Origin of the sequence: Halobellus inordinatus, from assembly GCF_024498335.1 — an archaeon.
GTDB classification, from domain to species: Archaea; Halobacteriota; Halobacteria; order Halobacteriales; family Haloferacaceae; genus Haloquadratum; species Haloquadratum inordinatus.
The window spans coordinates 859,783-880,966 of record NZ_CP101825.1; the positions used below are offsets into that span (position 1 = coordinate 859,783).

At 66.7% G+C, this 21,184-nt stretch carries 22 protein-coding genes and 1 other RNA gene; 9 read left to right on the forward strand and 14 right to left on the reverse strand.

Annotated features, from left to right (window positions below; all coding sequences use genetic code 11):
* Window positions 1–27: 27 nt before the first annotated feature.
* Both NO362_RS04400 and NO362_RS04405 read right to left on the reverse strand, forming a co-directional pair.
* Complete coding sequence (locus NO362_RS04400) at window positions 28–1,299, reverse strand: DHH family phosphoesterase (protein ID WP_256546262.1); 1,272 nt, start codon at window positions 1,297–1,299, stop codon at window positions 28–30.
* Between the two features lie 136 nt (window positions 1,300–1,435).
* Window positions 1,436–1,903, reverse strand: coding sequence for a universal stress protein (locus NO362_RS04405; RefSeq protein WP_121569124.1), 468 nt, complete (start codon window positions 1,901–1,903; stop codon window positions 1,436–1,438).
* A gap of 137 nt (window positions 1,904–2,040) precedes the next feature.
* Between NO362_RS04405 and NO362_RS04410 the strand changes: the two genes are divergently transcribed.
* Window positions 2,041–2,499 carry a universal stress protein gene (locus NO362_RS04410; protein WP_256290251.1) on the forward strand — a complete coding sequence of 153 codons (459 nt, stop codon included), beginning with the start codon at window positions 2,041–2,043 and terminating at the stop codon, window positions 2,497–2,499.
* A gap of 9 nt (window positions 2,500–2,508) precedes the next feature.
* Here NO362_RS04410 and NO362_RS04415 read toward each other — a convergent pair whose 3' ends face one another.
* Genes NO362_RS04415 through NO362_RS04425 form a run of 3 tightly spaced genes read right to left on the reverse strand, consistent with a single transcriptional unit; the run spans window position 2,509 to window position 4,391 of the window.
* Window positions 2,509–3,063: a GNAT family N-acetyltransferase gene (locus NO362_RS04415; RefSeq protein ID WP_256546263.1), complete on the reverse strand. Its 555-nt coding sequence runs from the start codon at window positions 3,061–3,063 to the stop codon at window positions 2,509–2,511.
* Window positions 3,060–3,428 carry a universal stress protein gene (locus tag NO362_RS04420; protein WP_256546264.1) on the reverse strand — a complete coding sequence of 123 codons (369 nt, stop codon included), beginning with the start codon at window positions 3,426–3,428 and terminating at the stop codon, window positions 3,060–3,062. Before NO362_RS04420 ends, NO362_RS04415 begins: the two co-directional genes overlap by 4 nt.
* A 45-nt stretch (window positions 3,429–3,473) precedes the next feature.
* Complete coding sequence (locus NO362_RS04425; protein WP_256546265.1) at window positions 3,474–4,391, reverse strand: winged helix-turn-helix domain-containing protein; 918 nt, start codon at window positions 4,389–4,391, stop codon at window positions 3,474–3,476.
* Window positions 4,392–4,729: 338 nt separating this feature from the next.
* Here NO362_RS04425 and NO362_RS04430 point away from each other — a divergent pair, with 338 nt between their 5' ends.
* Window positions 4,730–5,491: a DUF5806 family protein gene (locus NO362_RS04430; protein ID WP_256546266.1), complete on the forward strand. Its 762-nt coding sequence runs from the start codon at window positions 4,730–4,732 to the stop codon at window positions 5,489–5,491.
* A gap of 10 nt (window positions 5,492–5,501) precedes the next feature.
* Here the strand turns inward: NO362_RS04430 and NO362_RS04435 are convergent, their stop codons facing one another.
* Complete coding sequence (locus NO362_RS04435) at window positions 5,502–6,734, reverse strand: MBL fold metallo-hydrolase (protein WP_256546267.1); 1,233 nt, start codon at window positions 6,732–6,734, stop codon at window positions 5,502–5,504.
* A 392-nt stretch (window positions 6,735–7,126) separates the two neighbouring features.
* Between NO362_RS04435 and NO362_RS04440 the strand changes: the two genes are divergently transcribed.
* The 3 genes from NO362_RS04440 (at window position 7,127) to aceB (ending at window position 10,021) form a co-directional block, all read left to right on the forward strand.
* Window positions 7,127–7,531, forward strand: a complete 405-nt coding sequence (locus tag NO362_RS04440) for a hypothetical protein (RefSeq protein WP_256290244.1) — start codon at window positions 7,127–7,129, stop codon at window positions 7,529–7,531.
* A 1-nt stretch (window position 7,532) separates the two neighbouring features.
* Window positions 7,533–8,564 (forward strand): isocitrate lyase, encoded by a 1,032-nt coding sequence (gene aceA, locus NO362_RS04445; RefSeq protein ID WP_256290243.1) that lies wholly within the window; start codon window positions 7,533–7,535, stop codon window positions 8,562–8,564.
* A 158-nt stretch (window positions 8,565–8,722) separates the two neighbouring features.
* The gene (gene aceB, locus NO362_RS04450; protein ID WP_369335098.1) at window positions 8,723–10,021 is read left to right on the forward strand and encodes a malate synthase AceB; all 1,299 of its coding nucleotides are present in this window, start codon (window positions 8,723–8,725) and stop codon (window positions 10,019–10,021) included.
* Between the two features lie 138 nt (window positions 10,022–10,159).
* Here aceB and NO362_RS04455 read toward each other — a convergent pair whose 3' ends face one another.
* The 3 genes from NO362_RS04455 to rnpB all read right to left on the reverse strand — a co-directional run bounded on the left by NO362_RS04455 (window position 10,160) and on the right by rnpB (window position 12,256).
* Window positions 10,160–10,492 carry a WNWW family protein gene (locus tag NO362_RS04455; protein ID WP_121569114.1) on the reverse strand — a complete coding sequence of 111 codons (333 nt, stop codon included), beginning with the start codon at window positions 10,490–10,492 and terminating at the stop codon, window positions 10,160–10,162.
* A gap of 133 nt (window positions 10,493–10,625) precedes the next feature.
* Window positions 10,626–11,726 carry a matrixin family metalloprotease gene (locus tag NO362_RS04460; RefSeq protein ID WP_256546268.1) on the reverse strand — a complete coding sequence of 367 codons (1,101 nt, stop codon included), beginning with the start codon at window positions 11,724–11,726 and terminating at the stop codon, window positions 10,626–10,628.
* A gap of 106 nt (window positions 11,727–11,832) precedes the next feature.
* An RNA gene (gene rnpB, locus NO362_RS04465) (RNase P RNA component) lies at window positions 11,833–12,256 on the reverse strand.
* A gap of 269 nt (window positions 12,257–12,525) precedes the next feature.
* Between rnpB and NO362_RS04470 the strand changes: the two genes are divergently transcribed.
* Window positions 12,526–13,131: a TIGR00296 family protein gene (locus NO362_RS04470; protein WP_121569112.1), complete on the forward strand. Its 606-nt coding sequence runs from the start codon at window positions 12,526–12,528 to the stop codon at window positions 13,129–13,131.
* 63 nt (window positions 13,132–13,194) lie between these two features.
* On the opposite strand, the gene NO362_RS04475 is transcribed toward NO362_RS04470, so the two are convergent.
* The 3 genes from NO362_RS04475 to NO362_RS04485 form a co-directional block, all read right to left on the reverse strand.
* On the reverse strand, window positions 13,195–13,809 hold the full coding sequence (locus tag NO362_RS04475) for a histidine phosphatase family protein (RefSeq protein ID WP_256546269.1): 615 nt from the start codon (window positions 13,807–13,809) through the stop codon (window positions 13,195–13,197).
* 45 nt (window positions 13,810–13,854) lie between these two features.
* Window positions 13,855–15,018, reverse strand: coding sequence for a nicotinate phosphoribosyltransferase (locus NO362_RS04480; RefSeq protein WP_256546270.1), 1,164 nt, complete (start codon window positions 15,016–15,018; stop codon window positions 13,855–13,857).
* A gap of 97 nt (window positions 15,019–15,115) precedes the next feature.
* A complete protein-coding gene (locus NO362_RS04485) occupies window positions 15,116–16,564 on the reverse strand; it encodes an Hvo_1808 family surface protein (RefSeq protein ID WP_256546271.1) in 1,449 nt (482 codons plus the stop codon).
* Between the two features lie 160 nt (window positions 16,565–16,724).
* Between NO362_RS04485 and NO362_RS04490 the strand changes: the two genes are divergently transcribed.
* Window positions 16,725–17,306 carry a cysteine hydrolase family protein gene (locus NO362_RS04490; protein WP_256546272.1) on the forward strand — a complete coding sequence of 194 codons (582 nt, stop codon included), beginning with the start codon at window positions 16,725–16,727 and terminating at the stop codon, window positions 17,304–17,306.
* Between the two features lie 16 nt (window positions 17,307–17,322).
* On the opposite strand, the gene NO362_RS04495 is transcribed toward NO362_RS04490, so the two are convergent.
* On the reverse strand, window positions 17,323–17,829 hold the full coding sequence (locus NO362_RS04495) for a PaaI family thioesterase (RefSeq protein ID WP_256290237.1): 507 nt from the start codon (window positions 17,827–17,829) through the stop codon (window positions 17,323–17,325).
* Between the two features lie 60 nt (window positions 17,830–17,889).
* The gene (locus tag NO362_RS04500; RefSeq protein ID WP_256546599.1) at window positions 17,890–18,807 is read right to left on the reverse strand and encodes a DUF8155 domain-containing protein; all 918 of its coding nucleotides are present in this window, start codon (window positions 18,805–18,807) and stop codon (window positions 17,890–17,892) included.
* Between the two features lie 145 nt (window positions 18,808–18,952).
* On the opposite strand from NO362_RS04500, the gene NO362_RS04505 reads away from it, so the two are divergent.
* Window positions 18,953–19,690, forward strand: coding sequence for a lipoate--protein ligase family protein (locus NO362_RS04505; protein ID WP_256546273.1), 738 nt, complete (start codon window positions 18,953–18,955; stop codon window positions 19,688–19,690).
* A 66-nt stretch (window positions 19,691–19,756) separates the two neighbouring features.
* Window positions 19,757–21,058, forward strand: a complete 1,302-nt coding sequence (locus NO362_RS04510) for a dihydroorotase (RefSeq protein ID WP_256546274.1) — start codon at window positions 19,757–19,759, stop codon at window positions 21,056–21,058.
* The last annotated feature ends 126 nt before the right edge of the window (window positions 21,059–21,184 follow it).

Sequence of the window (21,184 nt, forward strand, 5' to 3'; positions counted from 1 at the left end):
ATCGCGATTCCGCAAACCGCGCTTCGGTTACTCGCTTTCGTCGGTTTCGTCCTCGTCGGCGTCGCTCCCGTCGTCCGCCGTGTCTTCCTCACTCTCCGCTGTGACCTCGTCGGCGACGCGCTCGAACGCGCGAAGGATGACGCGCTTCGTGGTCGCTCCCTGCGTCGTCCAGTGGTGCGCGTAATCGAGCATATCGTCGTAGATGTCGGGCTTGCAGCCGGCGGCGCGCGGGTGTCCTCCGCCGTTCACTTTCCCGGCGACTTCGTGCGCCAACTCGAAGCCCTCCGAACCGCGGATGCTCGCGCTGCCGGCGGGCTTGACGATCACGGCGGCGTCGGAGCCCTGCTCGCGGAGCGCCTCGGCGACCTCGTTCTGCGAGCAGCGGCCGTAGGTGACGCCGACCGTCCAGGGGCCGATCTGTTTCATCTCGGCTCTGGAGACGGCGGCCTCGATCAGTTCCTGCTTCTCGACGCGGCGCAGTTCGATGTACTGCTCGACGACCTCGGGGAGGTCGACGCCGAACGTCCCGACGACGGTGACGTACTCCTCGGGGCTGACCCAGTAGGCGTAGTCCGCGAGGTCGTCGCTGCGGGGATCCTCCTTCTGCCAGAGGTCGTGATCGCGCGTGACCGCCGCGAGTTCGGTCCACTGCTCGTCGAAGTCGTAGTCGAGCGAACGAAGCGTCACGTCGGTCGAACACTCCTCGTCGGACTCGCCGACGACGAGGTCGACGCCCGCCTCGCGGACCGCAGCCATCGTCTCGTCGTCCCACTGGTGGTGGTCGTACCACGCGACCGACGCCGCGAGGTCGCTCGCGGCGGCGAGTTCGTCTTCGATCCACGCGTACTCGTCGGGGCAGAGGTCACAGACGTAGAGATCGATTCCATCGGGCGCGTACTCAGCGACGTTTTCGAGCGCCTCGTCCAGCGAGTACGGCCCCGCGCCGACCAGGGCGACGGTCGAGCGCGGCGGTTCGTCCGCTTCGTCGTCGGCCTCCGCTTCGTCCTCCTCTGCGGCCGGTACGTCGCGCTCCCAGCGCTCGACGCGCGCTGCGACGTCGGATTCGAACGTCGCCCACTCCAGCGTCGCGTCGTACATCTCGCGCAGCAGGGCGACACAGCCCAGTCCGTCGGCGTCGGTGTCCGCGATCACGACGGCTTCGGCCCCGTCGACGGCCTCGGCGACGCGTTCTTCGGTCCGGTCTTCGTCCAGCGAGTCGGGGTAGAAAAAGCCGGTTCCGGGGAGCTGGGACTTCCGCGGGAGCGAGAGGCTCGCGCTGTCGATGAGTTCGTCGTCCATAGCCCACACCAGGGGTGCCCGGGTGAAAACCGGCGTGGTTCCGGGGCCAGGGGCCTGGATGCGGTTCTCCGCCCCCGTGGTTCGCGCTCGTTAGGCCATCTCCAGTGTGTCCGTCAGCCCATCTCCGGCGTGCTAGTCAGCCCATCTCCGGCGTGCCCGTCAACTCGTCTTCTCCTTCGTCGGCGGCGAGTTGGCGGACGGTGAGGACGGGAATCGGGCACGTCCGAACGACGCGCTCTGCGACCGAGCCGATGAGGAAGCGATTCTCGCCGTGTCGGCCTCGCGTCCCCAGCGCGACGACGTCGGCGTCGACGTTCCGGGCGTACTCGTCGATCACCGACGGTGGGTGACCCTCCTCGATCGCGGTGACGACGTCGCGGTCGGTCGACTCTCTGACCTCGTCGATCGCTTCCTCGCCCCGCTCGACGAGCGCGTCCTGCATCTCGTCGCGAAGACGTTCCGGAGAGGACGCCACGTCGCCCTCGTCGACGACGTACAGGCAGTGTACCTCGGCGTCGAAGCGGTCGGCGAGGTCCAGCGCCACGTCGACGGCCCGTCTGACGCTCTCGGAGCCGTCGGTGGCGATGACGATCGTCTCGAACATAGCCGACGGTTCACGTTCGCTCGGGATAAATCCCGACGGCTCGGCGGTTCGGTGGGGGCTCACGTCCGCCGCGGCGGTTCGCACTCCGCCGACCGTCGAAGTGAGGATTTTTGCCGTCGGACGCCGCAGGTGCGGGTATGACCGAACGCCGGCCGCTGTCCGTCGACCTCGTACTCGTCCCGGTGGATGCAAGCGACGAGTCGACCGAGGCGGTAGCGCACGCCGCCGCCATCGCCGCCGAGTACGACGCGACGGTCCACGTCGTCCATATGCTCGGTGAGGACGTCGTCCAGGCGATCGAAGACGGAATCGTCGACGAAACGGAGGTCGCCGCCGACGGCCAGGCGATAACCGAGACGGCCGAACGGATCGCCGAGGATCACGGCGTCTCCTTGTCGACGTCCGTCGCCTACGGCTTCTCGACGAAGATGAAACTCCGCCATCCGGGCAGCGTCGTTCTCGACACCGCCGAAGAACTCGACGCCGACTTCCTCGTGGTGCCGCGCGAACCGCTCTCGGGCGCCCCCGGCGAAGTGCTCGCGAAGGCCGCCGAGTACGTCCTGCTGTACGCCAGTCAGCCTGTTCTGTCGGTCTGAATCGGGGCGTTATCCGCCCTCGTCGCTCCCATCGGAGAGGCGAATCCCCATCTCCATCTCGAAGCTCTCGGAGTCACTGACCTCGAAGCCGATCTTCTTGTAGAGGCCGACAGCGGCCTTGTTCCACCGCTCGACGGTGAGCCACACCTTCTCGACGCCGGACTCCGCGCCGTACCCGAGCAGTCCTTTCATCAGGTGCGTGCCGATCCCGGCCTCCTGATACGCCTGGAGAACGAAGATCGCGAGCTCGTAGGCGTCGCCGTCGGGGACGAGCGTCGCGTGGCCCGCGGCCGTCTCGCCGTCCCACGCGACGACGTTCAGACACTCCGCACAGAGGATGTTGTCGAGCCACTCGCGGATGCGCCGCTCCTCGCTCGGGGGGATCCCCTGGGCGCGGTCGGCGGGGTCGAACGCATCGTACATCGACGCCAGCGCCTCGTACTCCTCGTCGCTGCCGTCGTGCGCGCGAATATCTATCGCGCGCCCGTCCCGATCCTCGAACGTGATCGGCGGGCTCTCGAAGGGGCCTGCGATCTCGTCTGGATAGCGGCGATTTCGGCTCATCGGACGAGCGTGACGCTGACGTGGGAGTTCAACAGGACGAACTCCGCGGTGCTTCCCAGTTGGATCTTCCCCATCGGGCTCGTCGTCCCCCCACCGAGGACGATGCGGTCGTACCCTTCGGACTCGGCGACGTCGACGAGTTTGCTCCCCGGATCGCCGGCGACGTAGCGGATCTCGGCGTCCACGCCGTTCTCTTCGAGTGTCTCCGTCACGGCCGATTCGACCTCCTCGACAGAGCGCTCTGTGCCCCCCTCGTCGATGATCGCGACAGTCAGTTCGTCGCCCGCCTCGACCGCGCGCTCGACCGTCCGCGCCAGCGCCTGCAGAGAGTCATCGGCGCCGCCGATGCCCAAGAGAATTCTCATACGCCCGGATGTCGTCGCCGGAGTAGAAAAATCGTCGGGTGTACCCTACGCCCCCGACGGTGATCCGGCGTCCGTCTCGGAGGTCACGTCGTGGACGGTCAACTCCTCGTCGAAGGTGAGCGTGATCGCGTCCCCCTCGTAGGCGTAGGTGACGGCGACGCGCCAGGGATTCTCGGAGTGAACGACGTACTCTGGAACCTCTAGCGGCACGTTCAACGGATTGTGCGCTCGGATATCGAGGCCGTGGTCGTAGCAGAACGAGACGACGGCCGGGTGGAGATAGCCGGGAAACTCGATCGTCGTGTTGATGAACCAGCGACAGACCTGACACGTGAACGTGATCGCCGGGTCCTCTCCCTGTGCGTCCTCGGGGACGGCCGCCGTGGGTCGGTAATCGATGGTCGACCGCACATCGCCGCCACAGTAGGGACAGAACCCCTGCGTCATCGCGAAGTTGTCCATCCAGAACCGCTGTCGATACGCGTCTTCGAGCGATTCCGGATCGGTCGGATCGAACGCGCTCGGCTGGACCGGATTGACGCCGATGAGCTCGTCGCAGGTCTCACACATCCCGTACAGCCGCTGCTCCTCGTAGTAGATCGACAGCGGATTCCCGCATTTGTGATGGACGAGGTCGATCTCGAAGGGACCGAGCGTCGGACCCTGTTCGAACACGCCCGATCGGATGAACTGGTAGATTCGTAACCCCCGGAGCGTGAGTTGGTACCCGTCGTCGGTTCGTTCGACGTACCCTTGCTCGCGGAGTTTGTTGAGGTGATACGTCATCTGTCCGCTGTCGGTCAGCCCCACCTCGTCCATCAATTCCGAGAAGCGGCAGGTTCCGTACCGTCCGTCTTCGACGGCCGCACCGAGACACTCTACGACCCGGAGACGCGTCTCGTTGGCGATAGCCTTGAGCGCCCCGTCCTCGATCTCGATATGGTTGGCCGTCTGTCGTGTCACGGTCCATTGTTTCCTATCAGCGTTGAAAACAGTTCTGCCAACCCGGTTCCCGTAACGCGGTGAGCAGGCGCTCAGATGTTTCGATCGTCGATAATCGGAGTCGGATCGTAGTAAACAGTAGTGCACTAAACCGCCCGGTGCAGAGGCACCAACACCGGACGGCACCTCGCCGAGTTTCCACCCCGGCACTCTATTGGACTTTATTGTGATTGAAAAAGGCGCGGTGAAATTTCATTCACCTACTATCCGAAATGATCTTTTGCTTTGTTTCGATCCGGACACATCATCCGGTTTTCGCCGACAGAACGCTTTTTTGCGTCGGGGCGACACGCGGCAGTATGGAAGACGACGACGCCGAGGCGTCGAGGGCCGACGCGCCGCGGACCGACGTCGACGCGTCGGCCTCGCGGTCGGACCAATCGAGCGAGAGCGACGACGCCAGCGTCCAGTCAGGGGCCGATGCCGAACCGGACGCCGACGTCGATTCGGCGGATATGGACGACACGAGCGCCGACAGCGACGCAGGCGGCTCCGAATCGGATGCTGCGTCTGCAGGGGCGGTTGGCGACGAGACCGAGACGCCGGCCGACGTCCGCAAGTACGCACGGTTCAAGAAAGTCGACGGCGCGCAGTACGACCGCGTCAACGACTTCCTCCGGGATCGGACCTACATCACCGCCCGCGAGTGGGCGATCGCCCGACTGTGTGCGGACTTTCGAACCGAGACGGGCGTCGAGATGACCAAGATCGGCGAGAACCTCCCGGAGCTCGTTCCATTTATGACGGACACGTACACGCCGCAGGCGGTCAATCAGGCCCGCTCGTCGTTCGAAGACAAGATCCGGAAGTCGGGGGCGACGTTCCTCTACGGCGCGATGTCGGGCTTCTTCACCGCCGAGGAACTCGACGAGCTGATGTACGAGGTGACCGAAATCGCGAAGTTCCTGCTCGAAGTCGAGGGCGTCGACCTCTCCGTCGAGGAGGAACTGGAGGCCGAAGAGCGCATTTCGAGCGTGATGCGCGAGGTTCGAGAGGCGAGCGCTGATCTTCGCACAGAGGAACTGACCGAAGACGAGGACGCCTCAGACGATGACGTGTGACCGCTGTCGCTCAGAGCGTCACGGTCTCCCCGACTGCCGGCGCTGACGCCCGGTGTCCCCGCTCTGTGAGTTCGTCGGCGAAGGTCTCACATCGGTCCCCGTGGTTCACGAGGATCGGTACGTCCCGGTACGATCCGAGCAGGTCTAACAGCCCATCGCGATCGGCGTGTGCGGAGAAATCGTATCGCTCGACCTGCGCGCTGATCGGCATCACTCGCCCGTCGATCTCGGCACGGCCGGTTTCTAGCAGTTCGCGTCCGGGCGTCCCCTCGACCTGATAGCCGGTCAGTGCGATTTTGTTCGTCGGGTTCGACCGAATCGCCGGCACGTACGTCATCGCCGGTCCGCCGGAGAGCATCCCGCTCGTCGTCACGATCACCGTATTCTGCTCTGCGATGCGGTTCCGTTGTCCGTCGCGGCCGTCGACGAAGCGGGCGTTCGACTTCGCGCGGCGGAGCGCCGCGGCGTCCCGGACGAACTCGGGGTGAGACCGGAGCGTTTCGGTCACTCGCTTTCCCATCCCGTCGACGTAACAGTCGACGTCGTTGGCCGCACAGATCAGCAGCATCTCCTGGGTCCTGCCGATGGCGAACGCGGGCACGACGACCGTCCCGCCCTCCCAGACGGTCGTTCGGATACTCTCGACGAAGCGCCGTTCGATCTCGTCCCGTGGTTCGTGTTCGACGTCCGAATACGTGCTCTCACAGATGACGGCGTCGGCGTCCGGGCGTGCCGTCGACCCCGAGACCAGCCGCTGGTCGGCGGTGTGAAAGTCGCCGGTGTAGAGCAGGCGCGTGTCGCCGTCGTCGACGAGGACGTGCGCGCTCCCGGGGATGTGGCCCGCGTTGTAGAACGTCACCTCGTGGCCCGCCGCCTCGAAGGACTCCCGGTAGCCGTGAGCCTCTGAGACCTGCGTGACGCGTCGGACCTCCTCCTCGGTGAACGGACAGTCGTAGGTCCCACCGTGTAGCCTGAGCGTGTCGCGAGCGAGCGTCAGCCCCAGTTCGCGCGTCGGCGGCGTCCAGTGGATCGGCGGGCGACGGTCGCCCGCGAGGAGTGCGGGAACCGCCCCGACGTGATCGAGGTGGCCGTGAGAGACGACGACTGCCTCCGGATCGGGCGCTTCGACCGGAAACCGGGGCGGGTTCCCGGTGAGCATCCCGTAATCGAGCAGCAGCGCGTCGTTCACGAGCACGGCGCTTCGGCCGACCTCGCGAGCGCCGCCGAGGAAGCGAACGTCCATTGACTCGATGTATCCGCCCGGGGCGTTTGGCCTCGTCGCTTTCGAGTCGCACTCTCGACGGTCCACGCGCCTTCCCTCGCCTCGCTCCCACGTCGGGTGTCGCTGGCTCGCGGCGCACCCGCCGGTCGACGGTGGCGGGGCGTCGTCATATATCGTGACAGAGATTCACACTCAATTATACACCTCTTATCCAACTGCACACAATAAACCCATTATAGAATATTATCATTATAGATCATAATATTTATTTCCCACCACCAGCCACGACAAATCGAGCACTGAACGATGAAACACGTACCCAGTTCCGGAATCTCTCACTCCAATCCGGAGCACGCCCGTTTGGACCGCCACAGACGACCGAACTCGCCGACACGACCGCCGAATCCACCGACATGACACGCTCGAACGAGTACGAGACGACGACCGACGAAACGACCCGACAGCCAACCACGAACGCCCCCCGAACCGACGCCGAGCGCGATGCGCCGTTGGTCCCCGACCTCCGCGGGATCCAGGCCGGCCAGTCGACGACGACCGAGACGACGACCCGCACGGCCCAGTCGACGCCTCGATACCCCCGCATCGAAGACGAACGCGACGCGCCGTTGGTCCCCGACCTCCGCGGGATCCAGGCCGGCCAGTCGACGACGCTGCGCTCTGAGACTCGCGAGACGACCGACCGAACCGACTCACGCTTTCGATCTGACTCGATGACACGACATACCGACACTGCGACCGATACCGACACGACTCGCACGACGACCGACAGCCGCTCGACGACGCAGGAGGGTCGCTGAGATGCCGCTCGACATTCCGTCTGATCCTTATATCCGCGACGACCTCGACAATCCCGCGGCCCGCGAGTTCCGCGAGATGCTCGACGAGCAGACGTTCACCTTCGCGCCGGGCATCTATCACGCTCTCGACGCCCGTCTCGCCGAGATGGCCGGCCTCGACGCCGCCTACATGTCGGGGTACTCCACCGTTCTCGGCCAGTTCGGCTTCCCGGATCTGGAGATGGTGACGATGTCCGAGATGGTCGAGAACGCGAAGCGGATCGTCGAGTCGACCACGCTCCCCGTCATCGCCGACTGTGACACGGGCTACGGCGGCGTCCACAACGTCCGCCGGGCCGTTCGCGAGTACGAGAAGGCCGGCGTCGCCGCCATCCACATCGAGGACCAGACGTCGCCGAAGCGCTGCGGTCACATCGCGGGCAAGCAGATCGAGGACCGCGAGACTGCCCGCTCCCGCTTCGAGGCCGCCGTCGACGCGAAGCAGTGCGACGACACCGTCATCATCGCCCGAACCGATGCCTACGGCTCGGCCAACGGCGACTGGGAGGAACACCTCGAACGGGGGCGCATCTACGCCGACGCCGGCGTCGACCTGGTCTGGCCGGAGATGCCGGACCCGAGCCGCGAGGACGCGGTCAACTACGCGGAGACGATCCACGAGACGCACCCCGATCTCGACCTCGCGTTCAACTACTCCTCGTCGTTCGCGTGGTCCGAAGAGGAGGACCCGCTGACGTTCCAGGAACTCGGCGAGCTGGGTTACAAGTACATCTTCATCACGCTCTTCGGCCTGCACTCGGGCGCCCACAGCGTCTACGAGGACTTCGAGCGACTGGCCGAGGGCGACGAGAAGGCCCAGATGGAACTCGAAGACCGGTACCTCGGACACGAGACCGAGTCCCACCACGAACTCTCGTTCGTCTCCCGGTTCCAGGACATCGAGACGGAGTTCGACCCCGAGGCCCAGCGCCGGATGGAGTCAAGCGCCGGGTTCACCGAGGAAGAGTCCGAGCCGCTCCAGTCTGACGACTGATCCTGTCGGACAGACGTGAACGACGTCGGCACCTCGGAGTGCCGACGTTTCTCACGTCGTTCGACGGCCCGAACGGACCGATCCACGGGTCCGTCGGCCTACATAATAATTCGATAGCAACCACCACAGATATTTACCCACCACTACGAGCCACAATTATGGAACGAAGACACGACAGGCAGTTCGTGCGGACGTTCTTCACCTCGCCGACGGCAGTCGAGGGCGAAGACAACAGCGCGAAGATGCTCGAAGGAGCCGCAACGCTTCGCGGACTCCAGGCACCGGACGTCTGGGTCCCCGACAACGAAGACGCCACCGCGCCCTCGATGCGCGATGAAGGTGCCGAGAACATCGTCGAGGTGGTCTCCGAGCACGGGGCCGACTTCCCCGGCGAGATCCACCCGCGCGTCGTGTGGCACCGCGACAGCCCTGCTACCCGGTATCAGGGGCTCCAGCAGATGCTCACGATCACCGACCCCGAGGGCGGCGCCGCAGAACACATCGACGGCTTCGTGATCCCCGAAGTCGGCGACATCGACGACTGGAAGAAGGCCGACGAGGCCATCACCTGGGTCGAGACCGAGAACGGACTCGACGAGGGGAGCCTCACGATGTCCGTCATCGTCGAGAGCGGGGCGGCAGAACTGGCGATGGGCGACCTCCGCGAGGAGATGGGCAAGCCTTCGAACAACCTCGAACGCCTGTTCCTCCTCGTCGACGGCGAGGTCGACTACACCAAGGATATGCGCGCGATGACGCCGACGGGCGAACTCCCGGCCTGGCCCGAACTCCGGCACAACACCTCCCGCGGGGCGAGTGCCGCCGGCTGTATCGCCGTCGACGGCCCCTACGACGACATCCGCGACGTCGAGGGGTACCGCGAACGGATGACCGAAAACCGGGCGAAGGGGATGAACGGCATCTGGTCGCTCACGCCCGGACAGGTCGAGGAGGCCAACACGGCCCCGCTTCCACCGAAGACCGGTAGCTGGCTGCTCGACCTGGGAAGCCGCGAAGTCGAACTCGAAGACGCCGGAGACGCGCAGGTCTACGACGGCGACCGCCTCTCGCTCGTCGAGACGCCCGACGGCTACCACCTCACGGTTGGCAGCGAGGAACTCGAACTCGACGAGGACGAACTGCGCGAGGAACTGCTCGACCGCACCGCCTACATCCCGAGTCTGGACGACGTCGTCGACTCGATGGAGGAGTTCGAGGCGGCGAAGGAAGCCGGCAAGGGTGCCATCGCGATGACCCGCGCGGCCACGCTCCGCCTCGACGGCGTCGAGATCGACATCGAAGCCGACCGGATGTGGGACGAAGCGACCTACCAGGCCGCGATGACGCCCATCGCGCTGTTCCAGGACGTCTACGAACACCGTCCGGACCAACACGAGGAACTGATCGAACGGTACAGCGAGGACGTCGTCGACCGGGCCACGGCCGTCGGGAACTGACTTCCCTCGGCACGACGCTCAGAATCGCAGCAGAAGTCAGTGATCTGCGCTCGCGCGAGTCGCACACCGCCGTGGCGCACACGTCGGTGTGTCGACGCCGCGATGGGCCATACTACGTTTTTTCCACGCTGTCGCGACTCACTCTTCTGTCGGGACGGCCCGCACCTCGAACTCTCGATAGCCGCCGTAGGCGGTTTCGAGCGCGCCGAGCCACCAGTTCCAGCGGTCTGCGACGCTGGACTCCTCGGGCGCGTCCTCCAGGTTCCGGACGATCTCCTCGACAGTGAGCGGTTCTCCGCGGTCGGCGGCGACGATGCCGGCGTCGGCGAGGTCACGCGCCTGTCTGGCTACGACGCGGAATTCGGACTCGCTGCCCTCGAAGGCCGATTCGAGGGCTGCCACTAGCTCTTCGGCGTCGAATCCCGCCGTTTCGAGCAGCCCGTCGCCGCCGGTGTCACTGTGCTCGGTCATACCTCTCTGTTCGGTCCCGAAGGAAAAGAAAGCGCCGGCGTCGGACCAGTTGGACGCACGCGAGCCGGGTGTGTTCGACCGCTCGCGGACGCCTCGTCCGTGGCGCCCACGCCGATACTCACTCCTCCCGGGGCTACTCCCACCACTCGCTGCGGCGCTCCTCGTACGTGGCGTCCCGGAACGGTTCGGGCTTGTCGCTGTCGTCCTCCGCGCCGAGGCCGTAGGCCAGCCAGTAGCCGACGTGCCACGCGACGGCGTCGGTGTCGAGGTCGACCAGCGAGATCCGGAGCTTCGAGTAGGTCTCGACGGCGTCGTCACCGTCTGGATCCCAGCCGACAGTTCCGCCGCAGGAAGCCGCATCAGACCTGCACGGGGAGGTCTCGACGGACTGAACGACGATATCTGCGTCGTCGGCGTCTTCGACCATCGTGAACGAGAGGTTCGACGGCATCCCCGGTGCCCCGCGCTCGTAGTACCCGAGGGCGTGGTGGGCCTGCTGGCGCGCCGCTGCCGGATCAGTCGCGTTCGCGGTGTCGACGTAGACCGTGAAGTCGCCGTCGTCCCAGGGGAACGCCCGGTCTTTCGCGTCCGGCAGCGGCTCGGTGTAGAGGACGGAGCTACTCGCCATCACGTCTTTCGGCGCATCGGTGTGTCGGAGCCCCAGCGTGTGGCCGAGTTCGTGCTTGACGACGAGCACCGTCGAGTCGTCCGAGAAGCCCGTGCGGACCGAGACGGTCTCCGGGCGGTCGATCTGCCGGCGATTCTCGATCAGCGGCGCACAGCCCGCGGCGTCGTCTGCGCCGTCACATTCCGGTACCGTATCGACGAACTGAACGACGAGGTCGGGATCGTCGGCGTTCGGACGGACCTCGTAGTCGACGGGAAAGCCCGTGAAGCGCTCGCCCCGCCGTTCCCAGTAGGCGGCGGCTTCCCGGACGAGCGGCGTCCACTCCCGACCGGTGTTCGCCGGATCTTCGACGGCGACGACGATCGGTTTCCGGCCCCACGGATTCCTCGCCTCCGGGGCCGCCGTCGCGGTCGGGGTCGCGCCACCCCCCGTCACCGTCGACCCGGGTATCGGCGACGACGCCGTCGCCGGAGCGTCGCTATCGGCCGTCGGCACCGGCGTCGACGGCCGTTGCTCGGAGAACTCGACGACCGGACCGACACACCCGGCGAGGGCGAGAACGAGCGCCAGCGAGAGGACCGCGAGCCTGGCGGACCGAGTCGGCATAGCCGCAGAGAAGGCGGAGACGGACAAGAAAGTTCGGCACGCTGTCGGTGGGGGTCGATCGCGGTACGGTCCCGGTCGCGACAGCCGTCGCTCGGGAGCGGGAAGCGGCTGAGAGGAGTAAGCCCCCTTCTGTTCGTCTCGGCATTCGGCTAAGCGGCCGCGCCCTGTCCGGACTACCTTGGCGGCGCGGACTTGCACCGGTGAGGATTCGCCGTTCCATCCGTTCTCGGCCGTCAGCGCGGCGAGGCCGCGCACACAACGCGAGGTGATCACCTCGCGACTGCGTTCCCTCGACGGGTTAGCTCCCTCCCCTCGCGGGTCGGTTCGCGCGCGATCGGGGGTATCCCGATCGTGCCGGCGGCGGATCGCTCCGCCGCTCACGTCTCATCGGTCGGGCCGAGGGGTCTCGTCTCTGTTCCAGAGCCAGCCGTCTCCGACTCCGGGCTTGCGCCCGGTCACCCGTCCGGACGGTGGGGGGACTTTCCTCGTCAGTCCGAAATCGGACCGACGGGAGCCGAGCTCTCTCTGCCGTTCGATCGGAGGTGAGTGAGTCCAATAAGCCGTTCGGTCGTCCGGTTAGACGCGCATTTCGATTCGGACACCGGAACCGTCGATATTTTCGATAGATCGACTACACGACGCCGAATCTCCAACAATTGATAACGAACTTCTGGACATTCGGGACCGAGATGACGCATCGACAGTCGGGTACCGCAATTGTCCGGAACGCACGGCTCCGGGCTCATACCCCCTGGAATGAAGGGAAGCGTTCAAGTCAGGCGAGCGCTTGTACGAATATATGTCCGAGGCGCAGACCGTTCGTCTCACCTACGACGACGGGGCGAGGGCGGTCGAGTTAGCGCGTGAATCGGTCGAATCGTACGTTCTACACGGACAACGTGAACAGCCAGGGAGTATGCGTGATGCATTCTACGCTCGCACTGGCGCGTTCGTCCGCATCCGATCGACGCGCGGACGCGGGCGACTCCGCGGCTGTGCCGGCGCGTACCGCGGTAACGACCAACTGGGACACGCGATCGTCGACGCTGCGATCCAGGCTGCCTCGGAGAACTCCTGTGGCTCCGAGATCGAGCAACCCGAGCTCTCGAATCTGACGATCTCGGTCTGCGTCGTCTGCGATTACACTGAGACGGATCGACCGCTGGAAGACCTCGAACTGGGGACACACGGCGTCGTGATCGACAAAGACGGGAACCACGGCTGGCTCTATCCGACCATTCCGCTCGAAAACGGCTGGAACGAAGAACAATTTCTCACCCACGCCTGCCGTAAGGCAGGCATCTCGCCGCTCGCCTGGCAGAACGACGACGACACGACCGTCACGCTGTTCGATGGACAGGTGTTCCGCGAGCGCGCCGACGGCGGCAGCGTCGAAGAACTGTAACGCTCGCCGCGGACGACACGCACACTGACTCGATTTCTGTAGCCGGAGGCTCCCGCACGCGACTCACAGGTGTGCGGTCTCTCCGGAGAAATCCAGCCGCCACGTCCCCTCGACCCGTTCGAGCCGCGTCAGCCCACATAGCGGCGCCTCGACGCCTGCGGTGTCGCCCGTCAGTCCATCGACGACGCCGCCGACCGTGAGTCCGTGGCCGACCAACAGCACCGTCCCGTCCACCTCGTCGACGATCCGCCTGACCGTCTCGCCGACCCGCGCGGCCGCCTCGGCGTGGTCTTCCGGGAACTCGGGAACGACGTACGGTTCGTGTGAATCGCGAACGGTGTCGAACCGTTCGGCTAGCTGCCTGTTCGAGAGCGTTTCGGGGTCCGCGTCGAACCACTCGGGGTTCCGATGCTCGCCCAGTCCGGGTTCGAGCAACACCTCGTTCCCGATCTCGCGACAGATCTCGTCGGCCGTCTCGACGGCCCGGAGAAACGGCGAGGCGTACACTGCATCGAAAGTCTGACCCGACTCGACGAACCGCCGGCCGACGCGCCACGCCGCCCACCGTCCCAACTCGGTCAGCGGCGGGTCGTGCACGCGCTCTCCGGTCTGGGGCCAGTCCGGGTCGACGCTGTCGCGCCGCTGGCCGTGTCTGACGACCCATACTTCATCCGCCATAGCGACGCTAAGCGCTCCCGAGGAATAGGCGTCCCGTCCACTTCGTTACGCTGACGTCGGCGGTTCGTACTCACACAGGTCTGCGTCGCGGGCGGCCCGCTCGACCGCGGCGTCGAGGCCGAAGTCGAAGTCCTCGACGATCTCGCCGTCGCGAAGCAACGGCTGGAGGAGGGCGTCGCCGTCGTCCGGCCCCGCTCGGTCGCGCAGGCCGACGTGGTGGCCGCCGTCGGCGGTCCGATAGACCGCTTTGGCGCCGGTGAGTTTGCCGCGCTTGGCCGCCGGTTCGCCGTCGACCTCGACGATGTCGAGCGCGAAGTCCACGGGATCGGCGTTCGAGACGTAGCCGCCGACGCCGAAGCCGTCGGCGACGTCTCCGAGTTCTCGAAGGTCCGCCGGTCCCAGCCCGCCCGAGACGAAGATGTCGACGTCCTCGCGACCGTGTGCGTCGAGCGTCCAGCGGACTTCGCGAACGATGTGGCGGAAGTTTCCCCGCCGCGAACCCGTCGTATCCAGTCGGACGCTGTCGAGGTCGTCGCCGAGGGCTGCCGCCGCGCGGAGGACCTCGTCTGTCTCGTCGGAGTAGGTGTCACACAGCGCGACGCGCGGGACGTCCTCCTCGACCGCTTCGTCGAACGCCTTCCACGCTTGCTCTTGGTTGCCACGGCCGAAACAGATGAGCAGCGCGTGCGGCATCGTCCCGCTAGCCTCGCGACCGATCACGTCGCCCGCGGCGACGTGTGAAAAGCCGTCGAGCCCGGCGATGACGGCACTCCGCTCGATCATCGCCGCGATAGAGGGGTGGACGTGCCGCGCACCGAAGGAGAGAACCAGCGAGTCGGGTGCGGCCCGCCGCACGTCGAGTGCAGCGGTCGCGACGCCCGAAGCGTGCGAGAGAAAGCCGAGTAGCGACGTTTCGAGCCGCGCGAACTCCAGGTAGTCGCCTTCGATCCGCATCACCGGGCCGCCGTCGAAGAGCCGACCTGAGGGGATCGCATCGACGTCGACGTCGTGGCCTTCGAGGAGGGCGGCGGCGTCTTTCACGCCCGCCAGCAGTTCGTAATCGCCGTCAGGGAACTGATCGGCGGTGATCTCTGCGACGACGCGGGGGTTCCGTCCCGCGTGACGGAGCGTCGTCTCCGTCCGATCGAAGTACGCGTCGGTCGCGCTCCCATCCCTGATGGCGTCGGGACCGACGATGTCGAACTCCATACGCGCCGTTCGGGGGGATCGCTGAAAAGTTCACTCGTTCGTCTCGACTCTCCGAAGGCGATCTGTCTTCAACCGGGACAGCGATGCTGGGACGGGTCTAGGCGGCCCGCGGTCGGATGTCGTCGAGGTCTGCGACGGTCGGGCCGTTCACGATCGTCACGCGCGTGCCAGAGCGGGTGACGCGGAACGCGTCCGCGAACTGACCGTCAGGGACGACGTAGGTGTTCGCCGCGCGCTGCTCGGCGTCGTGCGCGTCGAGGATCGCGCGGTAGGCGCGCTGGAACTCGCGCGCGTCGCGTTCGGTGTCCCACTCGGTCGCCCAGACGTAGCCGTACTGGCTCCCGGCGCTGGTCTGCTTCTGGTAGGGGAATAGACGGTCGTTCGCCCAGCCAGCCGACGGTTCGGCGTCGTAGTTGTACGTGTCGTAGGGACTGTCGACGCTGCTGATGCTCCGGGGGTCGATCGTGTCTGCACCCGCGTTCCGCGCCTGGTACCAGAACATCACGTACATCGATGCCTCGCCGACGGTGTCGGAGCCGCCTTCGCCCTGCTTTTCGAACGTACTCCAGCCGTTTTGCGCCCGGTCACGGTAATTGATCGGCGTCGGCTCCTCGTCGGTCCGGTGGATGATCTGCTCTGTGGACTCTGGGGGGTTCTCGAAGCGCTCGTCGACGGCGCTCCAGCCCTCCGCCGTGACGAGGTCGTGGACGTAGACCGGGCCGTCGGAGTACGGCTGGAAGATCGTCAGGAAGATCCCGAGATTCATATCGCCGCCACCATCACCGCTGCCGCCGCTACTGGACGGCGTCGCCACGCACTCCCACGCGCCGCCGCAGCGGTCGGCGTAGCGCTGTTCGACGTACTTCGCGTCGCCTTCGATGAGCCCGTCGGTCGCGAGCTGTGCGTCCTGGGTCTCGCCGCCGTACTTCGCCTTCGTGAGGTCGTAGCGTTGGTCCTGAAGCGCGTGGACGAGTTCGTGTACGAGCGTCGCGTTGTTGATCGTCGGCGACTCGGGCGTACCCGTGATCACCTTTATCTCGTCGTCGGTCGGCGAGTAGAAGCCGGCGACGGCGGCGCTCCGGGTGCTGCTGATCGCCGAGCCGCTGCTCTGGGACTCGCCGGTGACGAACAGCGCTTCCCACACCTGATCGTTCCACTGGTCGTATTCGGTCGGCTCGCCAGCGGACCCGCCGGACGAGCGGTTACGGTACTCCTCGCGGGAGATGACCGAAACCGGCACGCGCTTTTGGAACTCCTCGCCGCGGATGTACTCGACGCGCGCCATCGCTCGGCCCACGTACGCCCGCATCTCGGCGTCGGTGAGTCCGTCTGATTGGTCGACGTCGACCGATTCGTTGTACCAGTAGCCGTCTTCCCAGCCGAGGACGTCGCCGTCGGGATCGTCGAAGTCGGCGTTCGGCACGGCGACGTCCGGTCCGCCGCTCGCTCCTGTTGCGGGCCGGGACTCCATCACTGGTGCACTACAGCCGGCGAGAACGAGCAACAGGGCGACCGCCGAGACCGCGAGGCCGCGTCTCCGCTTCATTGTGCGAGTAGATGGTCTACGCGCGGAAGTACCTTTCCGCCTCGCCGCGGACTTGTTTCCCCTCGCAGACTCGGTACCTCCCCGTGGACGCGGTCGGTGCTGCACCCGACCTGACCTGCCCGGCCGAACGTCTTTGCCGCTGTGCCGACGACTATCGGATATGTCTGTCGACACGTTCGATCCAGAACGCACCGCCGTCGTGGTCGTCGATATGCAGAACGGCTTCTGCCACCCCGACGGGAGCCTCTATGCTCCTGGGAGCGAAGCGGCCGTCGACGACATCGCCGCGCTCGTCTCGGACGCTCGGGACGCCGGCGCACAGGTCGTCTACACGCGGGACGTCCATCCGCCGGAACAGTTCGAGGACGCCCACTACTACGACGAGTTCGAGCGCTGGGGCGAACACGTCGTCGAAGGAACCTGGGAGACCGAGGTGATCGAGGAGCTCGACGTCCGCGCGGACGACTACGTCGTCGTGAAGCACACCTACGACGCCTTCTACGAGACCGAACTCGACGGCTGGCTGACGGCTCACGGCATCGACGATCTCGTCTTCTGCGGCACGCTCGCGAACGTCTGCGTCCTCCACACCGCCGGCAGCGCCGGCTTACGCGACTACCGGACAGTCCTCGTCGAGGACGCGATCGGCGCGATCGAAGACGAGCATCGAGCGTACGCGCTGGAGCACGCCGACTGGCTGTTCGGCGACGTCGTCGCGCGCGAGGACGTGACGTTCGCGTAATCGACGCCCACTGCACTCACTCCCGGAACAGCCGATAGGACGCCTGTCCCGTCGCGACGGCCTCCTCCTCTTGCGTCCCTTCCCAGCGCCGGGACGCCTCGTCGTTCCCCTTCACGTCGTCGGGGATGCTGCTGATGACTGTGATCGTGCTCACGCCGATCGTTCCGCCCGCGCGGACGACCTCGGCCGTCGCGGTCAGATCGCCCGAGGCGCGCCGCAGGTAGTTGACGTTGAGGTTCACGGTCGCGACGCCGCCGGCGATCGGATCGTCGAGCATCGTCCGCTGGGCGATTCCCCCGGCGGTGTCGATGAGCGTCGCCGCGATGCCGCCGTGTACTGTCGGCGGGCTGGTGGTGTTGGTGAGTTTTTCGTCGTAGGGGACGGTCATCACTACGCGCCCCACTTCGAGCGCGTCGACGCGCGTGTCGAGCCACGAGAGGTAGCCGTGCTCCTGCTCGATGTACTCCTGTACGAACGCGGCGGCGTCGTCCGGGAGCGTCGACCGAGTCTGGTCGTCGGCCATACCGGAAGCGCGCGGGGGAGCGGTATGTAGCTAGTGGTCGGTGCGCTTTCCCGTGCGAGATCAGCCCAACCGAATCGGGTCGTCGCTGTCGCGGACCGTTACACGGACTGTCTCGCCCACAGTGAACGCCCGGTCCGGACAGACGAGCTTCGCGCCGAACTTCGGGTCGACGCCGGTGAAAAGCGAGATTCCCGTGATCCGCTCGCCGTTGGCGAGGACGTCGACGTCGCGCCACGTCACGTCTCGACCGGCGACGTCGCCGACGGGGTGGCCCAGAACGGAGACCGTACTGGCGGCTTCGTCCCTCCGTCCCAGCGCCCCGCCGCCCGCGTAGTGCGTCAGTCCCCCGTCGAGGACGACGTACTCGGCTGGTTCTCCCCTGTCGCCGTCACTGTCGTCGACGACGCCTGCGATGCCGGCGAACTGCTCCTCCGCAGCGGGGTGGTCGGGCGCGTCCAAGAGCGCGTACGTCTCGCCGGTCTCGACGACCTCGCCCGTTCCATCCCACGGAATCGAAACGACGTCGACGGCCACGTCGAGCGGGAGTGATCCGCCCGCGCGGTGGAGATTCTGGCCCGCGTGGCGAAAGCCGACGTGCACGTGGTTCGCGACCCAGGGTGCGAAAAAGCCCGAGCGAACCATCTCCCCGAGCGAGTCGCCGACGGCGACGACGTCGCCCGCTTCCACGTCGGGTCGGACGTGCAGGATGCGCGCGACGAGGTCCGCAGACTCACGCCCGCCCGTCTCGATTCCGCTCCGCGCTGCGTCGACGTCGACGAGGATGAGGTACTCGGCGTCCGCCGCGTACGACTTCGGCGGCGCGCGCACGGTCCGCGTCTCCCGCACCTCGCCGGCGACTGGCGAGACTGCCTCGTTCGTCGCCGGATAGAGGTCGATGGCACAGCCCGAATCGTGCGCGGGGTACGGCGAGTTGTAGAGCGAAAAACGGCGGTACTCGCGGAGCGTCGACTCCGGGATCTGTACTCGCTCGGCGCTCGTGGGCCTCGTCGCCGCTGCCCCGCTGTGCGCACTGGACTCGTTCCCCGGCGTCACGCCGACTCACCGGCCATACGCCATCGGTGGACCGAGAGCGCTTAGGTGCGTCGGCGCACAGGGTCCCCACGTGATCGACCGTCTCGTCCCCGACGCGGCACGCGTTCGCGTCGTCCGCGGCCGTCCGTCGTCCCTCGACGACGACCGCGCCGTCCTCGACGCCGTCACTGACCGGGTGGCGGCAACGGGCGTCCCGGCGGTTCGCGCGTGGACGCCGCACCGACAGGTGGCGTTCGGCCGCCGTGACACGCGCGCGGACGACTACGAACTGGCCTGTCAGCGGGCCGAGGATCGCGGCTACCCGCCGATCGAACGAAGCGTCGGCGGCCGTGCGGTCGCGTACACGGGGTCGACGGTGGCGTTCGCGGCCGTGATTCCGATGACCGAGGCCGACCCCCGTCAGGGACTCGACGCGCGATACGAGGCGGCCACCACCGGCGTCGTCGGCGCGCTCCGGTCGCTCGGCGTTCCCGCGCGCCGCGGCGAGCCCGACGCGTCGTTCTGTCCGGGCGCGCACTCCGTCCAGGCGCACGGGAAGATTTCCGGCATCGCCCAGCGCGTCCGTCGAGACGCTGCGGTCGTCTCGGGAATCGTCGTTGTCGACGCCCACGAGGAACTCGCCGCCGTTCTCGACGCCGTGTACGGAGCGCTCGACGTGCCGTTCGATCCGACGTCGGTCGGCAGCGTAGCGCGTGCCGGCGCGCCTACTCCCCCCGACCGCGTCGTCGACGCGCTCTACGATTCGTTCTGTGGCGAGGTTCGCAGGGCGTCGGTCGACGCCGCGTCGCTTCTCGATTCCGACGTATAGCCGCTGTCGAATCTGATTCTCGACCCGAACCGTCGGGCTTAGGTCGCCTGCGGGTGATGCCCGAGTATGTCGACACTCTTTCGTGACGCGCGACTCGCCGACGGACGCGTTCGCGACGTCCGCACGGACTCGGGGACGATCGTCGAAGTCGCCGATTCGATCGACGCCGACGCAGTCGACCGCGTCGTCGACGCCGCCGAGCGACTCCTCCTGCCGGGAGCGATCGACGCGCACGTCCACTTCCGCGAGCCGGGCCACTCACAGAAGGAGACCTGGACGACCGGCTCACGGAGTGCGGCGGCGGGTGGCGTGACCACCGTCGTCGATCAGCCGAACACGACGCCCCCGACGACCACCGGCGACGCGTTCGACGAGAAGGCGTCGCTGGCCGCCGAATCGTACGTCGACTACGGCATCAACGGCGGCGTCACACCCGACTGGGAGCCCGACTCGCTGTTCGAGCGGCCACTGTTCGCACTCGGTGAGGTCTTCCTCGCGGACTCGACGGGCGATATGGGTATCGACGCCGATCTCTTCGCGGACGCTGTCGAGCGCGCTGCCGACGCAGGCGTCGTCGTCACCGTCCACGCCGAGGACGCGGATCTATTCGACGAGACGGCGCGCGAGCGCGACGCCGGCAGCGTCGGACGCGACGCCGATGCCGACGTCTGGAGTCAGTACCGACGCGCAGCGGCCGAGGAAGCGGCAGTCGAACGCGCGGTCGAGGTCGGCGCCGACACGGGTGCGTCGATACACATCGCGCACACGAGCACGCCCGAGGGCGTCGATGCCGCCGTCGCCGGCGGGGCGACCTGCGAAGCGACGCCGCATCACCTCTTTCTCTCCCGCGAGGACGCGACCGAACTGGGCACCTTCGGCCGGATGAACCCGCCGCTCAGAAGCGAGGAGCGACGCGCGGGGCTCTGGCAGCGGCTCGTCGACGGCGACGTCGACATCGTCGCGACCGACCACGCGCCGCACACCGTCGACGAGAAGGAGGCGGACCTCTGGAACGCCCCGAGCGGCGTGCCCGGCGTCGAGACGATGCTGCCGTTGCTCCTCGAACGCGCGCGGCAGGGCGAGATCTCCTACGAGCGCGTCCGCGACGTCACGGCGACGAACGCGGCCGAGATCTTCGACCTCCCGCAGAAGGGCCGCATCGCCGAGGGCTACGACGCGGACCTCGTGCTCGTCGATCCCGAGAACGCGACCGAGATCCGCGGGTCGGAACTCCACTCGAAGTGCGGGTGGACGCCGTTCGAGGGGATGACCGGCGTCTTCCCGGACCTGACGCTCGTCCGCGGCGACGTCGTCTACGACGGCGCGGAGATCGTCGGCGAGCAGGCCGGTGTGAACGTCCGGAAGTGAGGATAGGAATGAACAGCCGGCACGACCGCTCCCGCGTCGACGTGCCGGGCAACCGCGTCCCGACGCGGGACCTGCGTTAGCTCACGGAGACGCTGGCCCCGCAATCCGATATAAACGTTCGTCCGC